The organism is Streptomyces sp. NPDC100445 (genome assembly GCF_044759735.1).
In the GTDB taxonomy this organism is placed as follows: Bacteria; Actinomycetota; Actinomycetes; order Streptomycetales; family Streptomycetaceae; genus Streptomyces.
Genome location: NZ_JBIVZV010000012.1, coordinates 1 through 19,357, shown reverse-complemented (window position 1 = coordinate 19,357; position 19,357 = coordinate 1). Strand labels below are relative to the sequence as shown.

The window sequence follows — 19,357 nt, the reverse complement described above, 5'->3', positions numbered from 1 at the left end:
CCCGCCGGGACCGCGGTGCGAGAGACTCCCCGGAGCCTGTGCCCCGACTGTGCGTGACGCGGATCACGCCCGTCGGGTGCAGCGCGGGCGGGGGTCCAGGGCCTTTCTCCTGGTGTGAAGAGCCGGCGAGAACGGGGACCGTGGGGATGGAGCAGACCAGGGCCGGTGAGTACGACGCGTTCGTGGCGGCCCGCTGGTCGGTGTTGTTCCATCTCGCCCGTCTGCTCACCGGCGGGGACCGGTACCGCGCCGAGGACCTGCTTCAGGAGTCCTTGGTCAAACTGTGGTTCGTCTGGCCGAAGGTCGCCGACGAGGCACCGGAGGCGTACGTGCGCAAGGTGCTGGCGCGGGCCGCGGCCCGGTCGGCGCGCCGGCGCTGGTGGGGCGAGCGGCCCGTGGAGGAGCTCCCCGAGGTGGCGGCGGCCGGTGACGTGTCGGCGACCGTCGCCGAACGGTCCCGGCTGGAGGCGGCGCTGGCCCAGTTGACGCCGCGGCAGCGGGCCGCGGTGGTGCTGCGCTACTACCAGGACCTGCCCGACCGGCAGGTGGCCGAGACGCTGGGCTGCCCGGTGGGCACGGCCCGGTCCCACGCCGCGCGCGGGGTGGCCCGGCTGCGCGGACTCCTGACCGACGTCATCGAGCCGGTGGGGTGAGGGGGGACCCATGGACCACAGGAACGGCATGAACGGCTTCGACGGCTTCGACGGCTTCGACGGCCCGAGTGATTCCGACGGGACGGACCGCGGGATGGGCACGGGCGGCGGGGACCTCTTCGAACGGCAGCTGGCACAGCTCATGCACCAGGCCCGGCAGCCGGCGCCGTTCGAGACCCGGCACCGGGAGGCGCTCCGCGCCGGCGTGCGCGCCCGGCACCGGGTGCGCACGGCGCGCCGGGCCGCCGGCTCCGCGCTGGCCGTGGCCGGCCTCGGCCTGGGGCTGCTGCTGTGGCCGCACGGCCACACCGACGACCGGCCCAGCGCCCCGAACCCGCGGCCCCTGACCAGCCCGGTGCCCGGCCCCAGCACGTCACCGTCGCGGTCCCCCTCACCCTCGGCGACGTCCCCGGCGACCCCGCTGTCGCCGTCGACGCCGACGTCGTCGCGGTCGTCGAGCGTGCCGCCGCCCACCTGGTCGCCGACGACGGTCCCGCCCACGCCGTCCGACACCGCGACGGCCACGGCGACGAGCACGGCCACCGCCACGTACCGGCCGCCGTCGGCGACCGCGGCGGCCCGCACGTCCGCCACGACGACGGACCGGCCCTCCGCGACGGCCGGCCCGGCCGGCTAACCCCGCCGCGCCTCCCGCCCCGCGTGCCCGGCACGCCCGACACAGCTGACCCCAGGGAATGACGTGACACACATACGACCGAGCCGGCCGCCGGCGACGACCCCGGCAGCCCGGTGCGCGCCCCTGCCGGCGGACCCCGGCGAACCCGTCCTGGACGTGGCCGTACCGGTGTTCAACGAGGAGAAGGACCTGGAGCCGAACGTACGGCGGCTGCACGCCCATCTGCGGGACACCTTCCCCTACCCGTTCCGGATCACCATCGCCGACAACGCGAGCACCGACCGCACCCCGGCGATCGCCGCCTCGCTCGCCGGCGAACTGCCGGAGGTGACCTCGCTGCGGCTGCCCGAGAAGGGCCGCGGCCGGGCGCTGCGGGCGGCCTGGTCGGGGTCGCGGTCGCCCGTCCTCGCCTACCTCGACGTGGACCTGTCCACCGGGCTCGCCGCGCTGCTGCCGCTGGTCGCCCCGCTGATCTCGGGCCACTCCGACCTGGCCATCGGCACCCGGCTCGCCCCGGGCGCGCAGGTGGTGCGCGGCACCAAGCGCGAGGTCATCTCCCGCTGCTACAACGTGCTGCTGCGCTGCACGCTCGCGGTGGGCTTCTCCGACGCCCAGTGCGGGTTCAAGGCGGTGCGGCGGGAGACCGCCGAGCGGCTGCTGCCGCTGGTCCGTGACGGGGAGTGGTTCTTCGACACCGAACTGCTGGTCCTCGCCGAACGGGCGGGCCTGCGCATCCACGAGGTCCCGGTGGACTGGGTGGACGACCCCGACAGCAGCGTCGACCTGCTCGCCACCGCCCTGGCCGACCTGCGGGGGATCGCCCGGATGCGGCGGGCCCTGGGCCGCCGCCGCCCCGGTCCGGTGACCCGGTGACCGCGACCCTGCCCGGGACGGCGGCCGCGGTCTCCCCCACCGCGCCCGGGACCCGGCTGCGGGCCGCAGCGCGCCGTCACGGGCCGGTCCTCGCCCTGTTCGGCGCGCTGAAACTGGCCGGTTTCTGCTCCTTCATGTACCTGCTGTCGGCCACCGGCGACTACCGCACCCGCGACCCCCGGTTCGGCGGCGGCGCGCACGCCTGGGACGTGCTGGCCACCTGGGACGGCTGGTGGTACCAGCAGATCGCCCTGCACGGCTACGACCCGAGGCTGGTCCCGGTCCCGGGCGCCACCGGGCTGATCACCCTGGAGGGCAACTCCGCGGCGTTCTTCCCGCTGTACCCGGCCCTGATCCGGCTGGCCTCGACGGTCACCGGCCTCGGCTCGTACGGCGCCGGGCTGCTGGTCTCCGTCCTCGCCTCCTTCGCCGCCGCCCTCGGCGTGTACGCCGTCGCCGAACGGTTCGGCGGCCGGCGGGCCGGGTTCGCGGCGGCCGGGCTGTGGGCGGTCTGGCCGGGCTCGGGCATCGAATGGGCGGTCTACTCCGACTCCCTCTACGTGGCCCTCGCCGTCTGGGCCTGCCACGCCGTCCTCGCCCGCCGCTGGCTCACCGCGGGGGTGCTCGCCTTCGCCGCCGGCCTCAACCGGCCCACGGCCGCCGCGCTGATCGCCGCGCTCGGCGTCGCCGCGCTCCTCTCGCTGCGCCGCCGCGAGGAAGGCGCCCTGCGCCCGCTGCTCGCCACCGCCCTGGCCCCGCTCGGACTCCTCGGCTACCTGCTCTGGGTCGGCGACCGCATGGGTGACCTGGGCGGGTACTTCAAGCTCCAGTCGGGTGCCTGGGCGCACCGCTTCGACTACGGCAGGCAGACCTGGGACGTGCTGACGTCCGTGCCCGTGGGCAAGTTCGACTACCTCTTCGCGTACCCCTTCACGGACGTCATCTCCGTCGGCGTCATCCTGCTCGCCTGCGCGCTGCTGCCGCTGCTGCTGCGCCTGCGCCCGCCGCCGCTGCTGGTCGTGTACACCGTGCTGACGTTGGTCCTGGTGCTCGGCAGCCAGCAGATCGTCGCCAACATCTCCCGCTACCTGCTGCCCTGCTTCCCGCTGTTCCTGCCGCTCGCGGCGGCGATGCGCCGGCTGAGCCTGCCCGTGCTGTGCACGCTGCTCGGCATCGCGGCGCTCGCCTCCGGGTCGTACGCGGGGTACGCGCTGTTCGAGCTGGGAGTGCCGTGACGGCGCCCGGCGGACGGCACCCGCACGGTGGGCGCGGCGCTCACGCCAGGCTGTCCCGCCAGGCCTTGTGCAGGTCGGCGAAGCGTCCGGTGCCGGCGACGAGGTCGGCGGGACTGCCGTCCTCGACGATCCGGCCGTGCTCCATCACCAGCACCCGGTCGGCGATCTCCACGGTGGACAGCCGGTGCGCGATCACCACGGCGGTACGGCCCCGCAGCACCGTCGACATCGCCCGCTGCACCGCCCGCTCCCCGGGGATGTCCAGCGAGCTGGTCGCCTCGTCCAGGATGAGCACCGCCGGGTCGGCGAGGAGGGCCCGGGCGAACGCGACCAGCTGGCGCTGCCCGGCGGAGATGCGGCCGCCGCGCTTGCGGACGTCGGTGTCGTAGCCTTCGGGCAGCGCGGTGATGAACTCGTGGGCGCCGATCGCCTTCGCGGCCCGCTCGATCTCGTCCCGGCCGGCGTCGGGCCGGCCGATCGCGATGTTGTCGGCGACGGTGCCGGAGAACAGGAACGCCTCCTGTGTCACCATGACCACCCCGCGCCGCAGTTCCGGCGCGGCCAGTTCGCGCAGGTCCACCCCGTCCAGGAGGACCCGCCCCGCGGAGGGGTCGTAGAACCGGGCGAGGAGCTTGGCCAGGGTGGACTTGCCCGCGCCGGTCGAGCCGACGACCGCGACCGTCTGCCCGGCCGGCAGCGTCAGGTCGAAGCGGGGCAGCACCTCGCCGCCGGTGCGGTAGGCGAACCGGACGCCGTCGAAGACGACCTCGCGGCCCGGGAGGCCGTCCGCCGGCGGCGGGAGTTCACGGGGCCGCTCGGGCTCCGGCACGGACGGGGTCTGCGCCAGCAGCCCGGCGATCTTCTCCAGGGAGGCGGCGGCCGACTGGTAGGAGTTGAGGAACATGGCGAGCCGGTCGATCGGGTCGTACAGTCGGCGCAGGTACAGCACCGCCGCCGCCAGCACGCCCAGCTCCAGCGAGCCGGACGCCACCCGGTAGGCGCCCCACAGGACGATCGCCGCGACCGCGGTGTTGGCGACCAGCCGGGAGCCCACCACGTAGCGGGCCATCTCCAGCAGCGCGTCCCCGTTGGTGCGTTCGTGCCGCCGGTTCAGCACGGTGAACTCGGCGTCGTTCGCGGCCTCCCGCCGGAACGCGCGCACCGGCCGGATGCCGTTCATCGTCTCCACGAACCGCACGATCACCGACGCGATCGCCGTGGACCGCGCCCGGTAGACCCGCCCCACGCGCCGCTGGTAGAGCCGGACGAGCAGGTACAGCGGCACGAAGGAGCCCACCGCGACCGCGCCCAGCCCGAGGTCCAGCCAGAGCAGCATCGCCGCGATGTACACGAAGGACAGCACGACGGTCACCAGTTCCTGGATGCCGTCGTCGAGGAGTTCGCGCAGCGACTCGACGTCCGTGGTGGAGCGGGAGATCAGCCGGCCGGAGGTGTACCGCTCGTGGAAGTCCAGGCTCAGCGCCTGCGCGTGCCGGAAGATCCGGCCCCTGAGGTCCAGCAGCACGTCCTGGCTGACCCGGGCGCTGTGCTCGATGAAGCCGAACTGGAGCACCCCGGAGGCGAGGGCGCTCAGCGCGGCGCCGACGGCCACCGCGGTCAGCGGGCCGTGCCGGCCGTCCCGGAACGCGGGTACGGCGGTGTCGATGGCGTACGCCACCAGCAGCGGGCCCACCTGCGTGGCCGCCTGCTGGAGCAGCAGCAGGAGCCCGGTGAACACGGCCCGGCCCCTGCGGGGCGCGAGCAGCGAGCGCAGCAGGGCGGCCGTGGCGCCGGGCGGGCCGGCGAGGTCGTCCTGGTCGACGGGGTCGACCGGGCCGGCGGCGGCCGGGGCGCCGGGGTCGTCGCTGCCCGTGGCAGGGGCGGAGGCGGTCGTCGTCATCGCTGGTCCTCCGGGTCCGCGGACATCAGCCGGGCGTACTCAACGTTGTCGCGCAGCAGTTCGTGATGGGTGCCGACGGCGGCGATCCGGCCGCCCGAGAGCAGGGCGACCCGGTCGGCGAGCAGCACGGTGGACGGGCGGTGGGCGACGATCAGCGCGGTGGTGTCGGCGAGGACCCGGCGCAGCGCGGCCTCCACGGCGGCCTCCGTGTGCACGTCGAGGGCGGACAGCGGGTCGTCCAGCACCAGGTACTCCGGCCGGCCGACCACCGCGCGGGCCAGCGCGAGGCGCTGGCGCTGGCCGCCGGACAGGCTGTGCCCCTGTTCGCCGACGCGGGTGGCGGTGCCCTGCGGGAGGGCGTGCGCGAAGTCGGCCTGGGCGACGGCGAGCGCCCGGCCCAGCTCCGCCTCCCCCGCCCCGTCCGGTGCGCCCATCAGGACGTTGTCGCCGACCGTGGTGGAGAACAGGGTGGGTTCCTCGAAGGCGACGGCGACCCTGGTGCGCAGTTCCTCCCGGGACATGGCGGTGATGTCGACGCCGTCGAGGGTGATCCGCCCGGAGGTGACCTCGTGCAGCCGGGGGACGAGGGCGGTGAGGGTGGTCTTGCCGCTGCCGGTGGCGCCGACGAGGGCCATCGACTCGCCGGGACGGATGCGCAGGTCGATGCCGGTGAGCAGGGGCGGGGAGCCGGGGGGCGCGTCGGGGTAGCGGAACGAGACGTTCTCGAACCGCAGTCCCCGCGTGGCCGCGGCCGGCCGCGCCCGCCCCGTCGCCGCGGGGACCCCGGGCCGGGCGGCGGCCCCGTCGGACCGGTCCTCCGGCTCCTCGTCCATCACCTCGAAGTAGCGCTCCGTGGCGGAGGCGGCCTCCTGGCTCATCGCCAGCATGAAGCCGATGGAGTCCACGGGCCAGCGCAGCGCGAGTCCCGTGCTGAGGAAGGCGACCAGCGTGCCCGTGCTGAGCCCGCCGTCGGCGACCCGCACCGCCCCCAGCACCAGCGCCGCGCCGATGGCCAGTTCGGGCAGCGTGACGATGACGCCCCAGATGGTGGCCAGCAGCCGCGCCTTGCGCAGTTCGGTGGAGCGCAGGGTGCCCGAGAGCTCGCGGAAGGCGCGGGCCTGGCTGCGGTGTCGGCCGAAGCCCTTGATGATGCGGATGCCGAGCACGCTCTCCTCGACCACCGTGGTGAGGTCCCCGACCTGGTCCTGGGCGCGCCGCGCCACCTGGGCGTACCGCCGCTCGAAGATCACGCAGGTCCAGGTCACGGGGAGGGCGGGGCCGAGGATGACCAGGCCCAGCTGCCAGTCCTGCACCAGCATGATCACCAGGCCGACGGCGATGGTCACGGCGTTGACCAGCAGGAACGTCAGCGGAAACGCGAGGAACTGACGGACCAGCATGAGGTCGGTCGTGCCCCGCGAGAGCAGTTGGCCGGACGCCCAGCGGTCGTGGAAGGCGACGGGCAGGCGCTGGAGCCGGCGGTAGAGGTCCGCGCGCATCTCCGCCTCGACGTGCGACAGCGGCCGGGCCACCAGCCACCGCCTGACGCCGAACAGGCCGGCCTCGGCGATGCCGAGCAGCAGCAGGATCAGCGCGCCGAGCCAGACACCCGCCGGGTCCCGGTCCGAGACGGGCCCGTCGACCAGCCACTTCAGGACGAGCGGGATGACCAGTCCCGTACAGGAGGCGACGACCGCGACGAACGCGGCGGTGAACAGCCGGGCGCGCACCGGGCGGACGTACGGCCACAGGCGCAGGAGGGTCCGGACCGCGGACCGGTCCTCGGTGGTTGCGGGTGTCTTGGGCATCACGGGCGAGCCTACGGACCGCCACCGACAACGCCCACCGGGTTTCCACCGGACGCGGGACGGACGGGGGGCGGAGGGGCGGGTGGGGGTGGCGTACCGGCTGATATTCGCTGGAGCCGGCCCCTGCGGTGCCGGTACCTTCCGGGTTCGCCGCCCGCACCGGGTGCGTGGGCGAGCCGGAGAACATCGGGGGACGGATGATCGACGCGTACGCGGATCCGGGCACGGCCGACGTCCGGGGCGGCTGGTGGTACCTGTGGTGGCTGGTGCGGTGCCAGCCGGGGCGGTCGGTGGCCGGTGCGGTGCTGGGCAGTGCCTGGATGGTGCTGATGGCCGTGCAGCCGTACCTGATGCAGCGGGCCGTGGACGACGGGCTGGTCCCGGGGCGCACGGGGGTGCTGGCCGGCTGGACCGCCGTGATGTTCGTGACCGGATCGGTCAACGCCTGGCTGAGCACGCTGCGGCACCGCACGCTGACCCGCATCCGGATGGACGCCAACTTCCGCACGGTGAAGGTGGTCGTGGGGCACGTGGTGCGGCTGGGGGCGGCGCTGCCGCGCCGGGCGGGGGCCGGGGAGGTCGTCACCATCGGGGTCGGGGACGTGCAGACCCTCGCGCAGGCGCTGACCGTGGTCGGGCCGGGCGTCGGCGCGGTCGTGGTGTACGCGCTGGTGGCCGGGGTGCTGCTGTCGGTGTCCGTGCCGATCGCCGTGGTGGTGCTGCTCGGGGCGCCGGTGATCGCGCTGCTCGTCGGGCCGCTGACACCGCGGCTCCAGCGTGCCGAGAGCGCGTACCGGGAGTCGCAGGGCGTGCTCGCCGCGCGCATCGGTGACCTCGCGGGCGGACTGCGGGTGCTGAACGGGCTGGGCGGCAAGGGGCTGTTCGCCGACGCGTTCCGGGACGACTCGCGGCGGCTGCGGGACCAGGGGTACCGGGTCGGCGCGGTGGCCGGCTGGGTGCAGGCGCTGGGGATCGGCCTGCCCACCGTGTTCCTGGCCGTGGTGACCTGGACGGCGGCCCGGCTCACCGCACAGGGGCAGCTGACCGTGGGCGAGTTGGTGTCGGTGTACGGCTATGTCGCCGTCCTGGTCGGCCCGGTGGGCTTCTTCGTGCAGATGATGTACGACCTGAACCGGGGCGTGGTGGCCGCGCGCCGGGTGGTCGGCCTGCTGCGACTGGCACCGGAACCGGACACCGGCACGCTGCCGGCGCCCGCCGGCCCGGCCGAACTGCGCGACCCGGCGTCCGGGGTGCGGGTGGTGCCGGGCCGGCTGACGGCGCTGGCCGCCGCCCGGCCCGCCGAGGCCGCGGCGGTGGTGGACCGGCTGGGCCGGTACGGGCCGACCGACGTCATCTGGGACGGGGTACGGCTCGACGCGGTCCCGCTGACCGAGGTGCGGCGGCGGGTCCTCGTCGCGGAGAACGAGGCCGACCTGTTCGCGGGTCCGCTGCGGGAGGTGGTGGCCCCCGCCCGCCCGGTGGACGGGGCGTCGCTGCGCCGGGCGGTGCACGCGGCGGCGGCCGAGGACGTGGTCCGGGGCCTGCCGGACGGGCTCGACTCGGTGGTCAGCGGGCAGGGCCGCAGCCTGTCCGGGGGGCAGCGGCAGCGGCTGCGGCTGGTGCGGGCGCTGCTGGCCGACCCGGAGGTGCTGCTCGCCGTGGAGCCCGTCTCGGCACTGGACGCGCACACCGAGGCGACGGTCGCCGCACGGCTCCGGGCGGCCCGGGAGGGTCGTACGACGGTGGTCACGACGACGTCCCCGCTGGTGCTGGACCACGCGGACACGGTCGTGTTCCTGGTCGACGGCAAGGTGGCGGCCACCGGGCCGCACCGGCGGCTGCTGGCCTCGGAACCGGCGTACCGGGCACTGGTCGCGCGGGACACCAGGGACACCGGGAACGCCGAGGACACAGCGGACACCGGAGACGCGGGGGACCCGGGGGGCGGACGGGACGCCGGGGGCGGTCCGGTGTCCGGGGTGCGCGAGGGGGTCACGCGATGACGGCGGGAGGGACGCCGCTGCCCGTCGCGGACCGGGCGACCGTGCGCCGGGCAGCGGTGCGGCTGGTGCGGGCCGACGGGCGGGCGTTCGCCGCCGTGCTGGCGCTGAACGTGCTGGCGGCCGCGGCGGGCGCGGCCGGGCCCTGGCTGGTGGGCCGGATCGTCGACGAGGTGCGCGCGGGGCACGGGGTGGGCACGGTGGACCGGCTGGCGCTGTGGATCGTGCTGTGCGCGCCGGCGCAGCTGCTGCTGGCCCGCTGGGCGCGGTACGCGGGGCACCGGCTCGGGGAGCGGACGCTGGCCCGGGTACGCGAGGAGTACGTCGACCGGGTGCTGGCGCTGCCCGCGTCCGCGGTGGAGCGGGCCGGGACCGGCGACCTGACCGCGCGGGGCACGGCGGACGTGGCGACGGTCGGCACGACGCTGCGGGACGTCGGCCCGGACCTGCTGGTCAACGCCGTGCAGGCGGGGTTCGTGCTGGGCGCGGTGTGCGTGCTGAACCCGTTGCTGGGCGCGTTCGGGGCGTTGTGCCTCACCCCGGTCGGGCTGGCGCTGCGCTGGTACCTGCGGCGGGCTCGGGACGCCTATCTCGCCGAGGGCGCGGCCACGTCGGAGGTCGCGGAGATCGTCGCGTCGACGGCGGCCGGCGCCCGGACCGTGGAGGCGTTCCGGCTCCGGGAGCGGCGGACGGCGGCGAGCCGGGACGCGCTGGAGGAGTCCCGCCGTACCCGCCTGTACACGCTGCGCCTGCGCTCGGTGTTCTTCCCGGCGGTCGAGGTGACGTACACCGTGCCCGTGGCCGGGGTGCTGCTGCTCGGCGGGTGGCTGCACGCGCGGGGCGCGGCCGGGGTGGGCGAGGTGGTGGCGGCGGCGCTGTACCTGCGGCAGTTCGCCGAGCCGCTGGACCAGGTGCTGATGCGGGTGGAGCAGCTCCAGAGCAGCGGAGCCTCGTTCGCGCGCGTGGAGGGGCTGGCGCGGGCGTCCGTCGCTTCGGGCGGGGACGGGTCCGGGGTGCCGGCGGACGACCGGATCGAGGTGCGCGGGGTCCGGTACGCCTACGGGCGCGGCGGGGAGGTGCTGCGCGGGGTGGACCTGACGGTGCGCCCCGGGGAACGGCTCGCCGTGGTGGGGCCGTCGGGCGCCGGGAAGACGACGCTCAGCAGGCTGCTCGCGGGCGTCGACCGGCCGGTCACCGGCTCGGTGACGGTGGGCGGGGTGCCGGTGGCCGATCTGGCACCGGAGTCGCTGCGCCGGCAGGTGGTACTGGTCACACAGGAGCACCACGTCTTCCTGGGCTCGGTCCGGGACAACCTGCTGATCGCCGAACCGGACGCCGGTGACGACGAGTTGTGGGCGGCACTGGAGGCCGTGGGCGCCGACGACTGGGTGCGGGGCCTGCCGGACGGCCTCGGCACCCGGCTGGGGGCGGGCGGCCGGCCGACGGACGGCGCGCAGGCCCAGCAACTGGCGCTGGCCCGGGTGGTGCTGGCGGACCCGCACACCCTGATCCTCGACGAGGCGACGGCCCTGCTGGACCCGGCCACGGCCCGGCACACCGAGCGCGCGCTCGCGGCGGTCCTGGCGGGCCGCACCGTCATCGCCGTCGCCCACCGCCTGCACACGGCCCACGACGCGGACCGGGTGGCGGTGATGGAGGACGGCCGGTTGAGCGAACTCGGCTCGCACGAGGAGCTGGTGGCGGCCGGCGGGGCGTACGCGGCGCTGTGGCGGACCTGGCACGGGACACCGGCCGGGCGCTGACCCGCCGCCTCGACGCTCCGCATACCGAACATGGACCACCGTTCAACGAACTGTTTCCGGCCAACTTTGTGACGCGCTCCTGACATGTCGCGGCATTCCTGCCACTCTTCCCAGACCGACTCACAGCCGCCCCACAGCTCCTGCGCTCCGGCGTGAGCCGGCTCAGCACCTGCACCTGGTTTTCGCGTAACGCCTGCTCTGCCCGGACGACGGCACCCACCGTCCGGTCTCCCCTGGCCGCGCGACCCGCGGCCATGCAGAAGGAGTCAGTGTTGAGAAGCAATTCCTCTCGCGGACGCACCTCCCACACTCTGCGCCCCACCACGCACCGCCGCACCGCCACCGTCGCCCTCGCGGGCGTCGCCGCCCTGCTCGCCGCCGCCGTCCAGGCGGGCGCCGCCGACGCCGCCCCGGCCGCGCCGCGGGCCGGCCGGGCGAACCCCGCGCACACGGCACTCCGGCTCACCCCGTCCCAGCGCGCCGAGCTGATCCGGCACGCGAACGCCTCGAAGGCGGCCACCGCCCGGGGCATAGGCCTGGGCGGCAAGGAGAAGCTCGTCGTGCGCGACGTCGTCGAGGACGCCGACGGCACGCTCCACACCCGCTACGAGCGCACCTACGCGGGCCTGCCCGTGCTCGGCGGCGACCTGATCGTGAAGTCCTCGCGGACCGGCAAGACCATGGAGGTCATCCGGGCCGGCGGCGCCTCGCCGAAGGTGGCCGGCCTCACCCCGTCCGTGCCGAGGGCCACCGCCGAGCGGCAGGCCGTGCGCCGGGCGAAGGCGCTCGGGGGGACCCGGTCGGCCGCGGACAGCGTCCGCACGGTGATCTGGGCCGCGTCGGGCAAGCCCGTGTTGGCGTACGAGACGGTCGTCGGCGGCCTCCAGGACGACGGCACCCCCAACCGGCTGCACGTCGTCACCGACGCGCGCACCGGCAAGAAGCTGTACGAGTACCAGGGCATCGAGACCGGCGTCGGCAACACGCAGTACAGCGGGCAGGTCACGCTGACCACGACGCAGTCGGGTTCGACGTACACGCTCACCGACGGGGCCCGCGGCGGCCACAAGACGTACAACCTCAACCACGGCACCTCCGGCACCGGCACCCTGTTCTCGCAGACGAACGACACCTGGGGCAACGGGACCAACTCCAACGCCGCCACCGCCGGCGCCGACGCGCACTACGGCGCCCAGGAGACCTGGGACTTCTACAAGAACACCTTCGGGCGCAGCGGCATCAAGAACAACGGCGTGGGCGCCTACTCACGGGTGCACTACGGCAACTCGTACGTCAACGCGTTCTGGGACGACGGCTGCTTCTGCATGACCTACGGCGACGGCTCCGGCAACGCCAAGCCGCTGACGGCGATCGACGTCGCCGGCCACGAGATGAGCCACGGCGTCACCTCCAACACCGCGGGCCTGAACTACAGCGGGGAGTCCGGCGGCCTGAACGAGGCCACCTCGGACATCTTCGGCACCGGCGTGGAGTTCTACGCGAGCAACGCCTCCGACGTCGGCGACTACCTCATCGGCGAGAAGATCGACATCAACGGCAACGGCAGCCCGCTGCGCTACATGGACAAGCCCAGCAAGGACGGCTCGTCCAAGGACAGCTGGTACTCGGGCATCGGCGGCGTCGACGTGCACTACTCGTCGGGCCCCGCGAACCACTTCTTCTACCTGCTGAGCGAGGGCAGCGGCGCCAAGGTCATCAACGGCGTCAGCTACAACTCGCCCACGGCGGACGGCCTCCCGGTCACCGGTATCGGGCGGGACAAGGCGCTCCAGATCTGGTACCGGGCGCTGACCACGAAGTTCACCTCGACGACCAACTACGCCGGCGCCCGCACCGGCACCCTCGCGGCCGCCGGTGAGCTGTACGGCACCACCAGCGCCGAGTACAAGGCGGTGCAGGACGCCTGGGCGGGTGTCGCGGTCGGCGCGCGCTCCGGCGGCGGGGGCGGCGGCGGCACGTCGTACGAGAACACCTCCCCGGTGGCGGTCCCGGACAACGGGCCGGCCGTCACCTCGGACATCGCCGTCTCCGGCCGGACCGGGAACGCGCCGAGCAACCTCCAGGTGAGCGTGGACATCTCCCACACCTGGCGCGGCGACCTGGTGATCGACCTCGTCGGCCCGTCCGGCACCGCCTACCGGCTGAAGAACTTCAGCTCCTCGGACTCGGCGGACAACGTGGCCGAGACCTACACGGTCAACGCCTCGGCGGAACCGGCCAACGGAACGTGGAAGTTGCGGGTACAGGATCAAGCCACGTACGACACGGGAACGATCAACAGCTGGAAGCTGACCTTCCCGTAAACCGCAGGCCACAACCCCAGCGCAGCAAGGCCGTCCGGAGGCGCCGGACCTCCGGACGGCATGCGTTCACATCGTCGCAACATTCACCCGGCAGTCGATTTTCGGCCAACATCACTTCAGGGTCCTGACATGTACGCGCCCCTGATGTCACTCTCTCTCCACCCGCCGCAGTAGCACAGCAACTTCTCAACGCCACACTCTCCGGCCAGTAACCCCACGCTGACCGGACTCCCCCACGAAGGAGCTTCTGTGAGCCCCCTCTACGCGCGTCACAAGCGCACCACTCTGGCCATCGCCACCGGCGTCGCGGCCGGAGCTCTCCTCACCACCGGTCTGACCACCGGTGCCAGCGCCGCCCCGGCCGGTGCCGCCGCCAAGCCCCTGGCCGCCGCCCCGACCACGCTGTCCGCCGCGGCCCGCACCACCCTGATCCAGAAGGCACAGGCCGGCGCCGCCGAGACCGCGCGGCACATAGGCCTCGGCGCCAAGGAGAAGCTGGTCGTCAAGGACGTCGTCAAGGACGTCGACGGCACCGTCCACACCCGGTACGAGCGCACCTACGCGGGCCTCCCGGTGCTCGGCGGCGACCTGGTCGTCCACACCGCCAAGTCGGGCAAGACCGAGGGCGTGACCAAGGCCAACAAGGCGGCCGTCAAGCCGGCCTCCCTCAAGCCTCAGATCACCGCCGCCAAGGCCGAGAAGCAGGCGGTGTCCGCCGCCAGAACCCTCGGCTCCGCGAAGACCACCGCGGACGGCGCCCGCAAGGTGATCTGGGCCGGCTCCGGCAAGCCCGTCCTCGCCTACGAGACGGTCGTCGGCGGCCTCCAGGACGACGGCACCCCCAACCAGCTGCACGTCATCACCGACGCGGCCACGGGCAAGAAGCTCTTCGAGTACCAGGGCATCGAGAACGCGACCGGCAAGACGCTGTACTCGGGCACGGTCACCCTCAACAGCACGCAGTCGGGCTCGACGTACACGCTCACCGACAGCGCCCGGGGCGGTCACAAGACCTACAACCTGGCCCGCAAGACGTCCGGCACGGGCACCCTGGTGGCCAGCTCGTCCAACGTCTTCGGCACCGGCACCGCCTCCAGCTCCTCCTCGGACCAGACCGCGGCCGCCGACGCCGCCTACGGCGCGGCGGAGACCTGGGACTTCTACAAGAACACCTTCGGCCGCAACGGCATCAAGAACAACGGTGTCGGCGCCTACTCCCGCGTCCACTACGGCAACGCGTACGTCAACGCGTTCTGGGACGACAGCTGCTTCTGCATGACCTACGGCGACGGCTCCGGCAACGTCGACCCGCTGACCTCGCTGGACGTCGCCGGCCACGAGATGAGCCACGGCGTCACCGCCAACACCGCCGGCCTGAACTACTCCGGCGAGTCCGGCGGCCTGAACGAGGGCACCTCGGACATCTTCGGCACCGGCGTGGAGTTCTACGCGAACAACGCCTCGGACCCCGGTGACTACCTCATCGGCGAGAAGATCGACATCAACGGCGACGGCTCCCCGCTGCGCTACATGGACAAGCCCAGCAAGGACGGCGGCTCGGCGGACTACTGGTCCTCCTCCGTCGGCAACAAGGACGTCCACTACTCGTCCGGTGTCGCCAACCACTTCTTCTACCTGCTGTCCGAGGGCAGCGGCGCGAAGACGATCAACGGCGTCAGCTACAACTCGCCGACGTACAACGGCGCCGCGGTCACCGGCATCGGCCGCGCCAAGGCGCTCCAGATCTGGTACAAGGCGCTGACGACGTACATGACGTCGACGACCAACTACAAGGCCGCCCGCACGGCGACCCTGAACGCGGCGTCCGCCCTGTACGGCTCCACCAGCGCCGAGTACAAGGCCGTCGCCGCGGCCTGGACCGGCGTGAACGTCAACTAGTCACACCCCGCGCCGCGCCAGGGCGGCACCCGGAACGCGAGCGTTCCGGGTGCCGCCCTACCCTTGTGACCCATGTCCTCGGCGCCCTTCACCTACGAGCCGGTCGGCGCGACACGCGACGACCTGGCCGTCTGCCCGCCCGGTTTCCACCCCCTCTTCGTCCGCACCCGGCTCGGCGAGGGCGGGGAGGTGTTCGACCGGGCCGCCGAGGCGGTCCTGACCTGGGAGATGCACCGCGCGCTCGGCGTCGGCGTCGACGCCACGGCTCCCCGCGCCGCCCCCGGCGTCGACGTCACGATCACCCTGGCCGGCCTCGTCCGGGCCCCCTGCCGCATCGTGTGGACGGCCGAGGAACCCCGCCGGGCCGGCTGGGCCTACGGCACCCTGGAGGGTCACCCCGAGTGCGGCGAGGAGGCCTTCGTGGTCGACCGCACCGGCGACGGCACGGTGTGGCTCACCGTGGCCGCGTTCAGCCGGGCCGCCAAGTGGTACGCCCGCGCGGGCGGCCCGGCGACCCGGAGCCTCCAGCACGCGTACGCCCGCCGGTGCGGGACGGTCCTCAGGAACCTGGTCGCCCCGGACACGGCGGACTGACGCTCACCTGAGCAGCACCCCGGCTCCCTCCACCACCTCCTGCGACGGCACCGCCACCAGCCCGGGTTCCGCGGCGGAGGCCAGGAGGCGGTGGGCGGGCAGGATGCGGACCGTGTAGCCGTAGGGGCCGGTGCGGTCCAGCGACAGCGGGCCCTCGTACAGCAGGCGGCCCTCCAGGTCGGGGGCGCCGGCCGGCTTCAGCGGGACGACCGTGGCGTCGGTGATGCGGTCCTCCGCGTCCACCCGGCCGGACACCGCCTGCACCTCGACGTCGTCCGGACCCAGTTCGCCCAGCCGCACCCGGACCCGCAGCCCGACGGCCGTGCCCAGTTCCGCGGTGGCGGTCGTCGCGGTCGTCTCGACGTGGTCCACGGCCACCCCCGGCCACGCCGCCCGCACCCGGGCCTTCCAGCCGGCCAGTTCCCGGGCGGTGTCCGGGGTGAGCGCGCGGTGCGACTGCGCGGCGGGGGTGTAGAGCCGGTCCACGTACTCGCGGACCATGCGGCCGGCCAGCACCTTCGGGCCGAGCCGGGAGAGGGTCCGGCGGACCATCTCGATCCAGCGGTCGGGCAGCCCGCCCCGCCCGCGCTCGTAGAAGCGCGGCGCGACCCGCTGTTCGAGCAGGTCGTACAGGGCCGCCGCCTCGATGTCGTCACGGCGCTCGGGATCGGTGCAGGCGCCGTCCGCGGTGGGGACGGCCCAGCCGAAGTCGGGCTGGAACCACTCGTCCCACCAGCCGTCCAGCACGGACAGGTTGAGGCAGCCGTTCAGCGCCGCCTTCATGCCGGAGGTGCCGCAGGCCTCCAGGGGGCGCAGCGGGTTGTTCAGCCAGACGTCACAGCCCGGGTAGAGCTTCTGGGCCATCGCCATGCCGTAGTCGGGCAGGAAGACCAGGCGGTGGCGGACCCGCGGGTCGTCCGCGAACCGCACCAGCTCCTGCACCAGGCGCTTGCCGCCGTCGTCCGCCGGGTGCGCCTTGCCCGCGACCACGATCTGCACCGGCCGCTCCGGGTGCAGCAGCAGCTCCGTCAGCCGGTCGGGGTCGCGCAGCATCAGCGTCAGCCGCTTGTACGACGGCACCCGGCGCGCGAACCCGATCGTGAGGACGTCCGGGTCCAGGACCCCCTCGATCCAGCCCAGCTCGGCGTCGCCGGCGCCGCGCTGCCGCCAGGACGCCCGCAGCCGGTCCCGCACCTCGTGCACCAACTGCTCGCGCAGGGTGCGGCGCAGCTCCCAGACGTCCTGGTCGGGAATGTCCGCGACGGAGCCCCAGCGCTCGGAGCCGCCGACGCTCAGCGCGTCCTCGGTGCGCTGGGAGCCGACCTGCCGGGCGCCGAGCCGCAGCACCTCGGGGGCCACCCAGGTCGGCGCGTGCACCCCGTTGGTCACGGAGGTGATCGGCACCTCCTCGGCGTCGAACCCCGGCCACAGCCCGGCGAACATGTTCCGGCTGACCTGCCCGTGCAGCAGGGAGACGCCGTTGGCGCGCTGGGCCAGCCGCAGTCCCATCACGGCCATGTTGAACAGGTCCGGCTCGCCGCCGGGGTAGGTCTCCCTGCCCAGCGCCAGGATCCGTTCCACGTCGATGCCGGGCAGTTCGGCGTCCGGGCCGAAGTGCCGGGCGAGCAGCTCCCGGTCGAAGCGGTCGATGCCGGCCGGGACCGGGGTGTGCGTGGTGAACACCGTCCCGGCGCGCACGGCCTCCAGCGCCGCGTCGAAGTCGAGCCCGCCGGAGCAGAGTTCGGCGATGCGCTCCAGTCCGAGGAGACCGGCGTGGCCCTCGTTGGTGTGGAAGACCTCCGGCGCCGGGTGCCCGGTCAGCCGGCAGTAGGTGCGTACGGCCCGCACACCTCCTATGCCGAGCAGCATCTCCTGGAGCAGCCGGTGCTCGCTGCCGCCGCCGTAGAGCCGGTCGGTGACCCCGCGTTCGCCGAGGTCGTTCTCCTCCACGTCGGAGTCGAGCAGCAGCAGCGGCACCCGGCCGACCTGGGCCAGCCAGATCCGGGCGTGCAGCGCGGTGCCGCCGGGCAGGGCGAGAGAGACTTGCGCCGGGGTGCCGTCGGCCTCCTCGAGCTGGGTCAGGGGCAGCTCGTTGGGGTCGAGGACCGGGTAGTGCTCCTGCTGCCAGCCGTCCCGGGAGAGGGTCTGGCGGAAGTACCCGTGCCGGTAGAGCAGTCCGACGCCGATCAGCGGTACGCCGAGGTCGCTGGCCGCCTTGAGGTGGTCGCCGGCGAGGATGCCGAGGCCGCCGGAGTACTGCGGGAGCGCGGCGGTGATGCCGAACTCCGGGGAGAAGTAGGCGACGGCCGCGGGCAGGCCGTCGGACTGTGCCTGGTACCAGCGGTCGCCGGTCAGGTAGTCGTCGAGGTCGTCCGCGACCGCGGTGAGACGGCGCAGGAACCGCCGGTCACCTGCCAGTTCGGCCAGCCGGGCCGGGCGCACGCTGCCCAGCAGCCGCACCGGGTCGCCTCCGGCGGCGGCCCACGCCGCGGAGTCGACGGACTGGAACAGGTCGCGCGTTTCCGCGTGCCAGGACCAGCGCAGGTTGCGCGCCAGGTCGCTCAGTGGCCGCAGGGGGTCGGGGAGAACGGGACGGACGGTGAACCGACGGATCGCCTTCACATTCACCTCGGGCGCGTTGCGGGGTGAGACGCACGGCGCTGTGCGTCTCGTCGTCACCTTCGACGGTAGTGGTTACCGCGCGGTCGGTGGGGACTTACCGGCTCGGTGTCGGGGGGCGTCAAGAGCCGGTCACCGGGCACTCGGAGAAAAGGGGGGCGGTCTTGTGTGTGGACGTACGCGTCGGTAGGGAAGAGAGTGCCGGGTTGGCCACCCGAACAGGGTGGGCAGGCTCCACCGGTACACGTCCCACAGGCGTCACGCGGCACCACCCGCAGGACCCACCTCCCCATACCCATCCGCCCATACCCACGTTGACGCGGACAGGAGCGGTCATGCCCGCCAGGCACCACTCGTCAGCACCGTCCACCAGCAAGTCCACAGGAGCAGCGAAGAAGACGACGGGCAAGAAGAGCGCGGCGCGCGCGGGCGCCGCCGGCGCCGGGCCGTCCGCCGGCAAGCGGCCCTCCTCCGCCGCGGCCACCGCCGTGGGCCGCATCCCCGTTCTCGACGTGCGCCCCGTGGTCCAGCACGGCCGCCGGCCCGCCAAGGCCGTGACCGGGGAGTCGTTCGAGGTGTCGGCCACCGTGTTCCGCGAGGGGCACGACGCCGTCGCGGCGAACGTGGTGATGCGGGATCCGGCGGGCCGCGCCGGACCGTGGACGCCGATGCGGGAACTGGCCCCGGGCACCGATCGCTGGGGCGCGACCGTCACCGCCGGCGAACCCGGCCGGTGGACGTACACGGTGGAGGCGTGGTCGGACCCGCTCACCACCTGGCGGCACACCGCCCGCATCAAGATCCCGGCCGGTATCGACACCGGTCTGGTCCTGGCCGAGGGCGCCGAGCTGTACGAGCGGGCGGTGGCCGGGGTGCCCGAGGACCGGCGGCGGCCGGTGCTGGACGCCGTGGCGGCCCTCAGGGACGAGGACCGCCCGGCCGCCTGGCGGCTGGCGGCGGCGTTGTCGCCGGAGGTGGAGGCCCTGTTGGAGCGGTTTCCGCTGCGGGAGCTGGTGACGGCCTCGGAGGCGATGCCGCTGCTGGTGGAGCGG

At 74.0% G+C, this 19,357-nt stretch carries 12 protein-coding genes and 1 pseudogene; 10 read left to right on the top strand and 3 right to left on the bottom strand.

All coding sequences use genetic code 11. The annotated features are described in order from the left end of the window. Positions 1-146 precede the first annotated feature (146 nt). From ACIQVT_RS26015 to ACIQVT_RS26000, 4 genes and pseudogenes are all read left to right on the top strand, one after another. Entirely contained in the window at positions 147-653 is a 507-nt protein-coding gene (locus tag ACIQVT_RS26015; protein ID WP_403758728.1) for a SigE family RNA polymerase sigma factor, read from the top strand. Between the two features lie 10 nt (positions 654-663). Continuing rightward, on the top strand, positions 664-1,290 hold the full coding sequence (locus ACIQVT_RS26010) for a hypothetical protein (RefSeq protein ID WP_403758724.1): 627 nt from the start codon (positions 664-666) through the stop codon (positions 1,288-1,290). A gap of 123 nt (positions 1,291-1,413) precedes the next feature. Continuing rightward, positions 1,414-2,136 (top strand): annotated as a pseudogene (locus ACIQVT_RS26005) (dolichyl-phosphate beta-glucosyltransferase); the annotation flags it as partial. Positions 2,137-2,159: 23 nt separating this feature from the next. Further along, complete coding sequence (locus ACIQVT_RS26000; RefSeq protein WP_403758721.1) at positions 2,160-3,398, top strand: hypothetical protein; 1,239 nt, start codon at positions 2,160-2,162, stop codon at positions 3,396-3,398. A 40-nt stretch (positions 3,399-3,438) separates the two neighbouring features. On the opposite strand, the gene ACIQVT_RS25995 is transcribed toward ACIQVT_RS26000, so the two are convergent. After that, positions 3,439-5,298: an ABC transporter ATP-binding protein gene (locus tag ACIQVT_RS25995; RefSeq protein WP_403758717.1), complete on the bottom strand. Its 1,860-nt coding sequence runs from the start codon at positions 5,296-5,298 to the stop codon at positions 3,439-3,441. Further along, positions 5,295-7,106: an ABC transporter ATP-binding protein gene (locus tag ACIQVT_RS25990; RefSeq protein ID WP_403758714.1), complete on the bottom strand. Its 1,812-nt coding sequence runs from the start codon at positions 7,104-7,106 to the stop codon at positions 5,295-5,297. The genes ACIQVT_RS25995 and ACIQVT_RS25990 overlap by 4 nt, the downstream gene beginning before the upstream one ends. Before the next feature lie 197 nt (positions 7,107-7,303). Between ACIQVT_RS25990 and ACIQVT_RS25985 the strand changes: the two genes are divergently transcribed. The 5 genes from ACIQVT_RS25985 to ACIQVT_RS25965 all read left to right on the top strand — a co-directional run bounded on the left by ACIQVT_RS25985 (position 7,304) and on the right by ACIQVT_RS25965 (position 15,686). Beyond that, positions 7,304-9,109: an ABC transporter ATP-binding protein gene (locus tag ACIQVT_RS25985; RefSeq protein WP_403759458.1), complete on the top strand. Its 1,806-nt coding sequence runs from the start codon at positions 7,304-7,306 to the stop codon at positions 9,107-9,109. Then, positions 9,106-10,869, top strand: a complete 1,764-nt coding sequence (locus ACIQVT_RS25980) for an ABC transporter ATP-binding protein (RefSeq protein ID WP_403758712.1) — start codon at positions 9,106-9,108, stop codon at positions 10,867-10,869. The genes ACIQVT_RS25985 and ACIQVT_RS25980 overlap by 4 nt, the downstream gene beginning before the upstream one ends. 272 nt (positions 10,870-11,141) lie before the next feature. Continuing rightward, a complete protein-coding gene (locus ACIQVT_RS25975) occupies positions 11,142-13,193 on the top strand; it encodes a M4 family metallopeptidase (RefSeq protein WP_403758709.1) in 2,052 nt (683 codons plus the stop codon). A gap of 249 nt (positions 13,194-13,442) precedes the next feature. After that, positions 13,443-15,092 (top strand): M4 family metallopeptidase, encoded by a 1,650-nt coding sequence (locus ACIQVT_RS25970; RefSeq protein WP_403758706.1) that lies wholly within the window; start codon positions 13,443-13,445, stop codon positions 15,090-15,092. A 72-nt stretch (positions 15,093-15,164) separates the two neighbouring features. Then, positions 15,165-15,686: a DUF1990 domain-containing protein gene (locus ACIQVT_RS25965; protein WP_403758703.1), complete on the top strand. Its 522-nt coding sequence runs from the start codon at positions 15,165-15,167 to the stop codon at positions 15,684-15,686. Positions 15,687-15,689: 3 nt separating this feature from the next. Here the strand turns inward: ACIQVT_RS25965 and ACIQVT_RS25960 are convergent, their stop codons facing one another. Next, positions 15,690-18,308 carry a glycosyltransferase family 1 protein gene (locus ACIQVT_RS25960; protein ID WP_403758700.1) on the bottom strand — a complete coding sequence of 873 codons (2,619 nt, stop codon included), beginning with the start codon at positions 18,306-18,308 and terminating at the stop codon, positions 15,690-15,692. 332 nt (positions 18,309-18,640) lie between these two features. On the opposite strand from ACIQVT_RS25960, the gene ACIQVT_RS25955 reads away from it, so the two are divergent. Next, positions 18,641-19,357: maltotransferase domain-containing protein (locus ACIQVT_RS25955; protein WP_403758697.1), on the top strand; the 717-nt coding region annotated here is incomplete at its 3' end.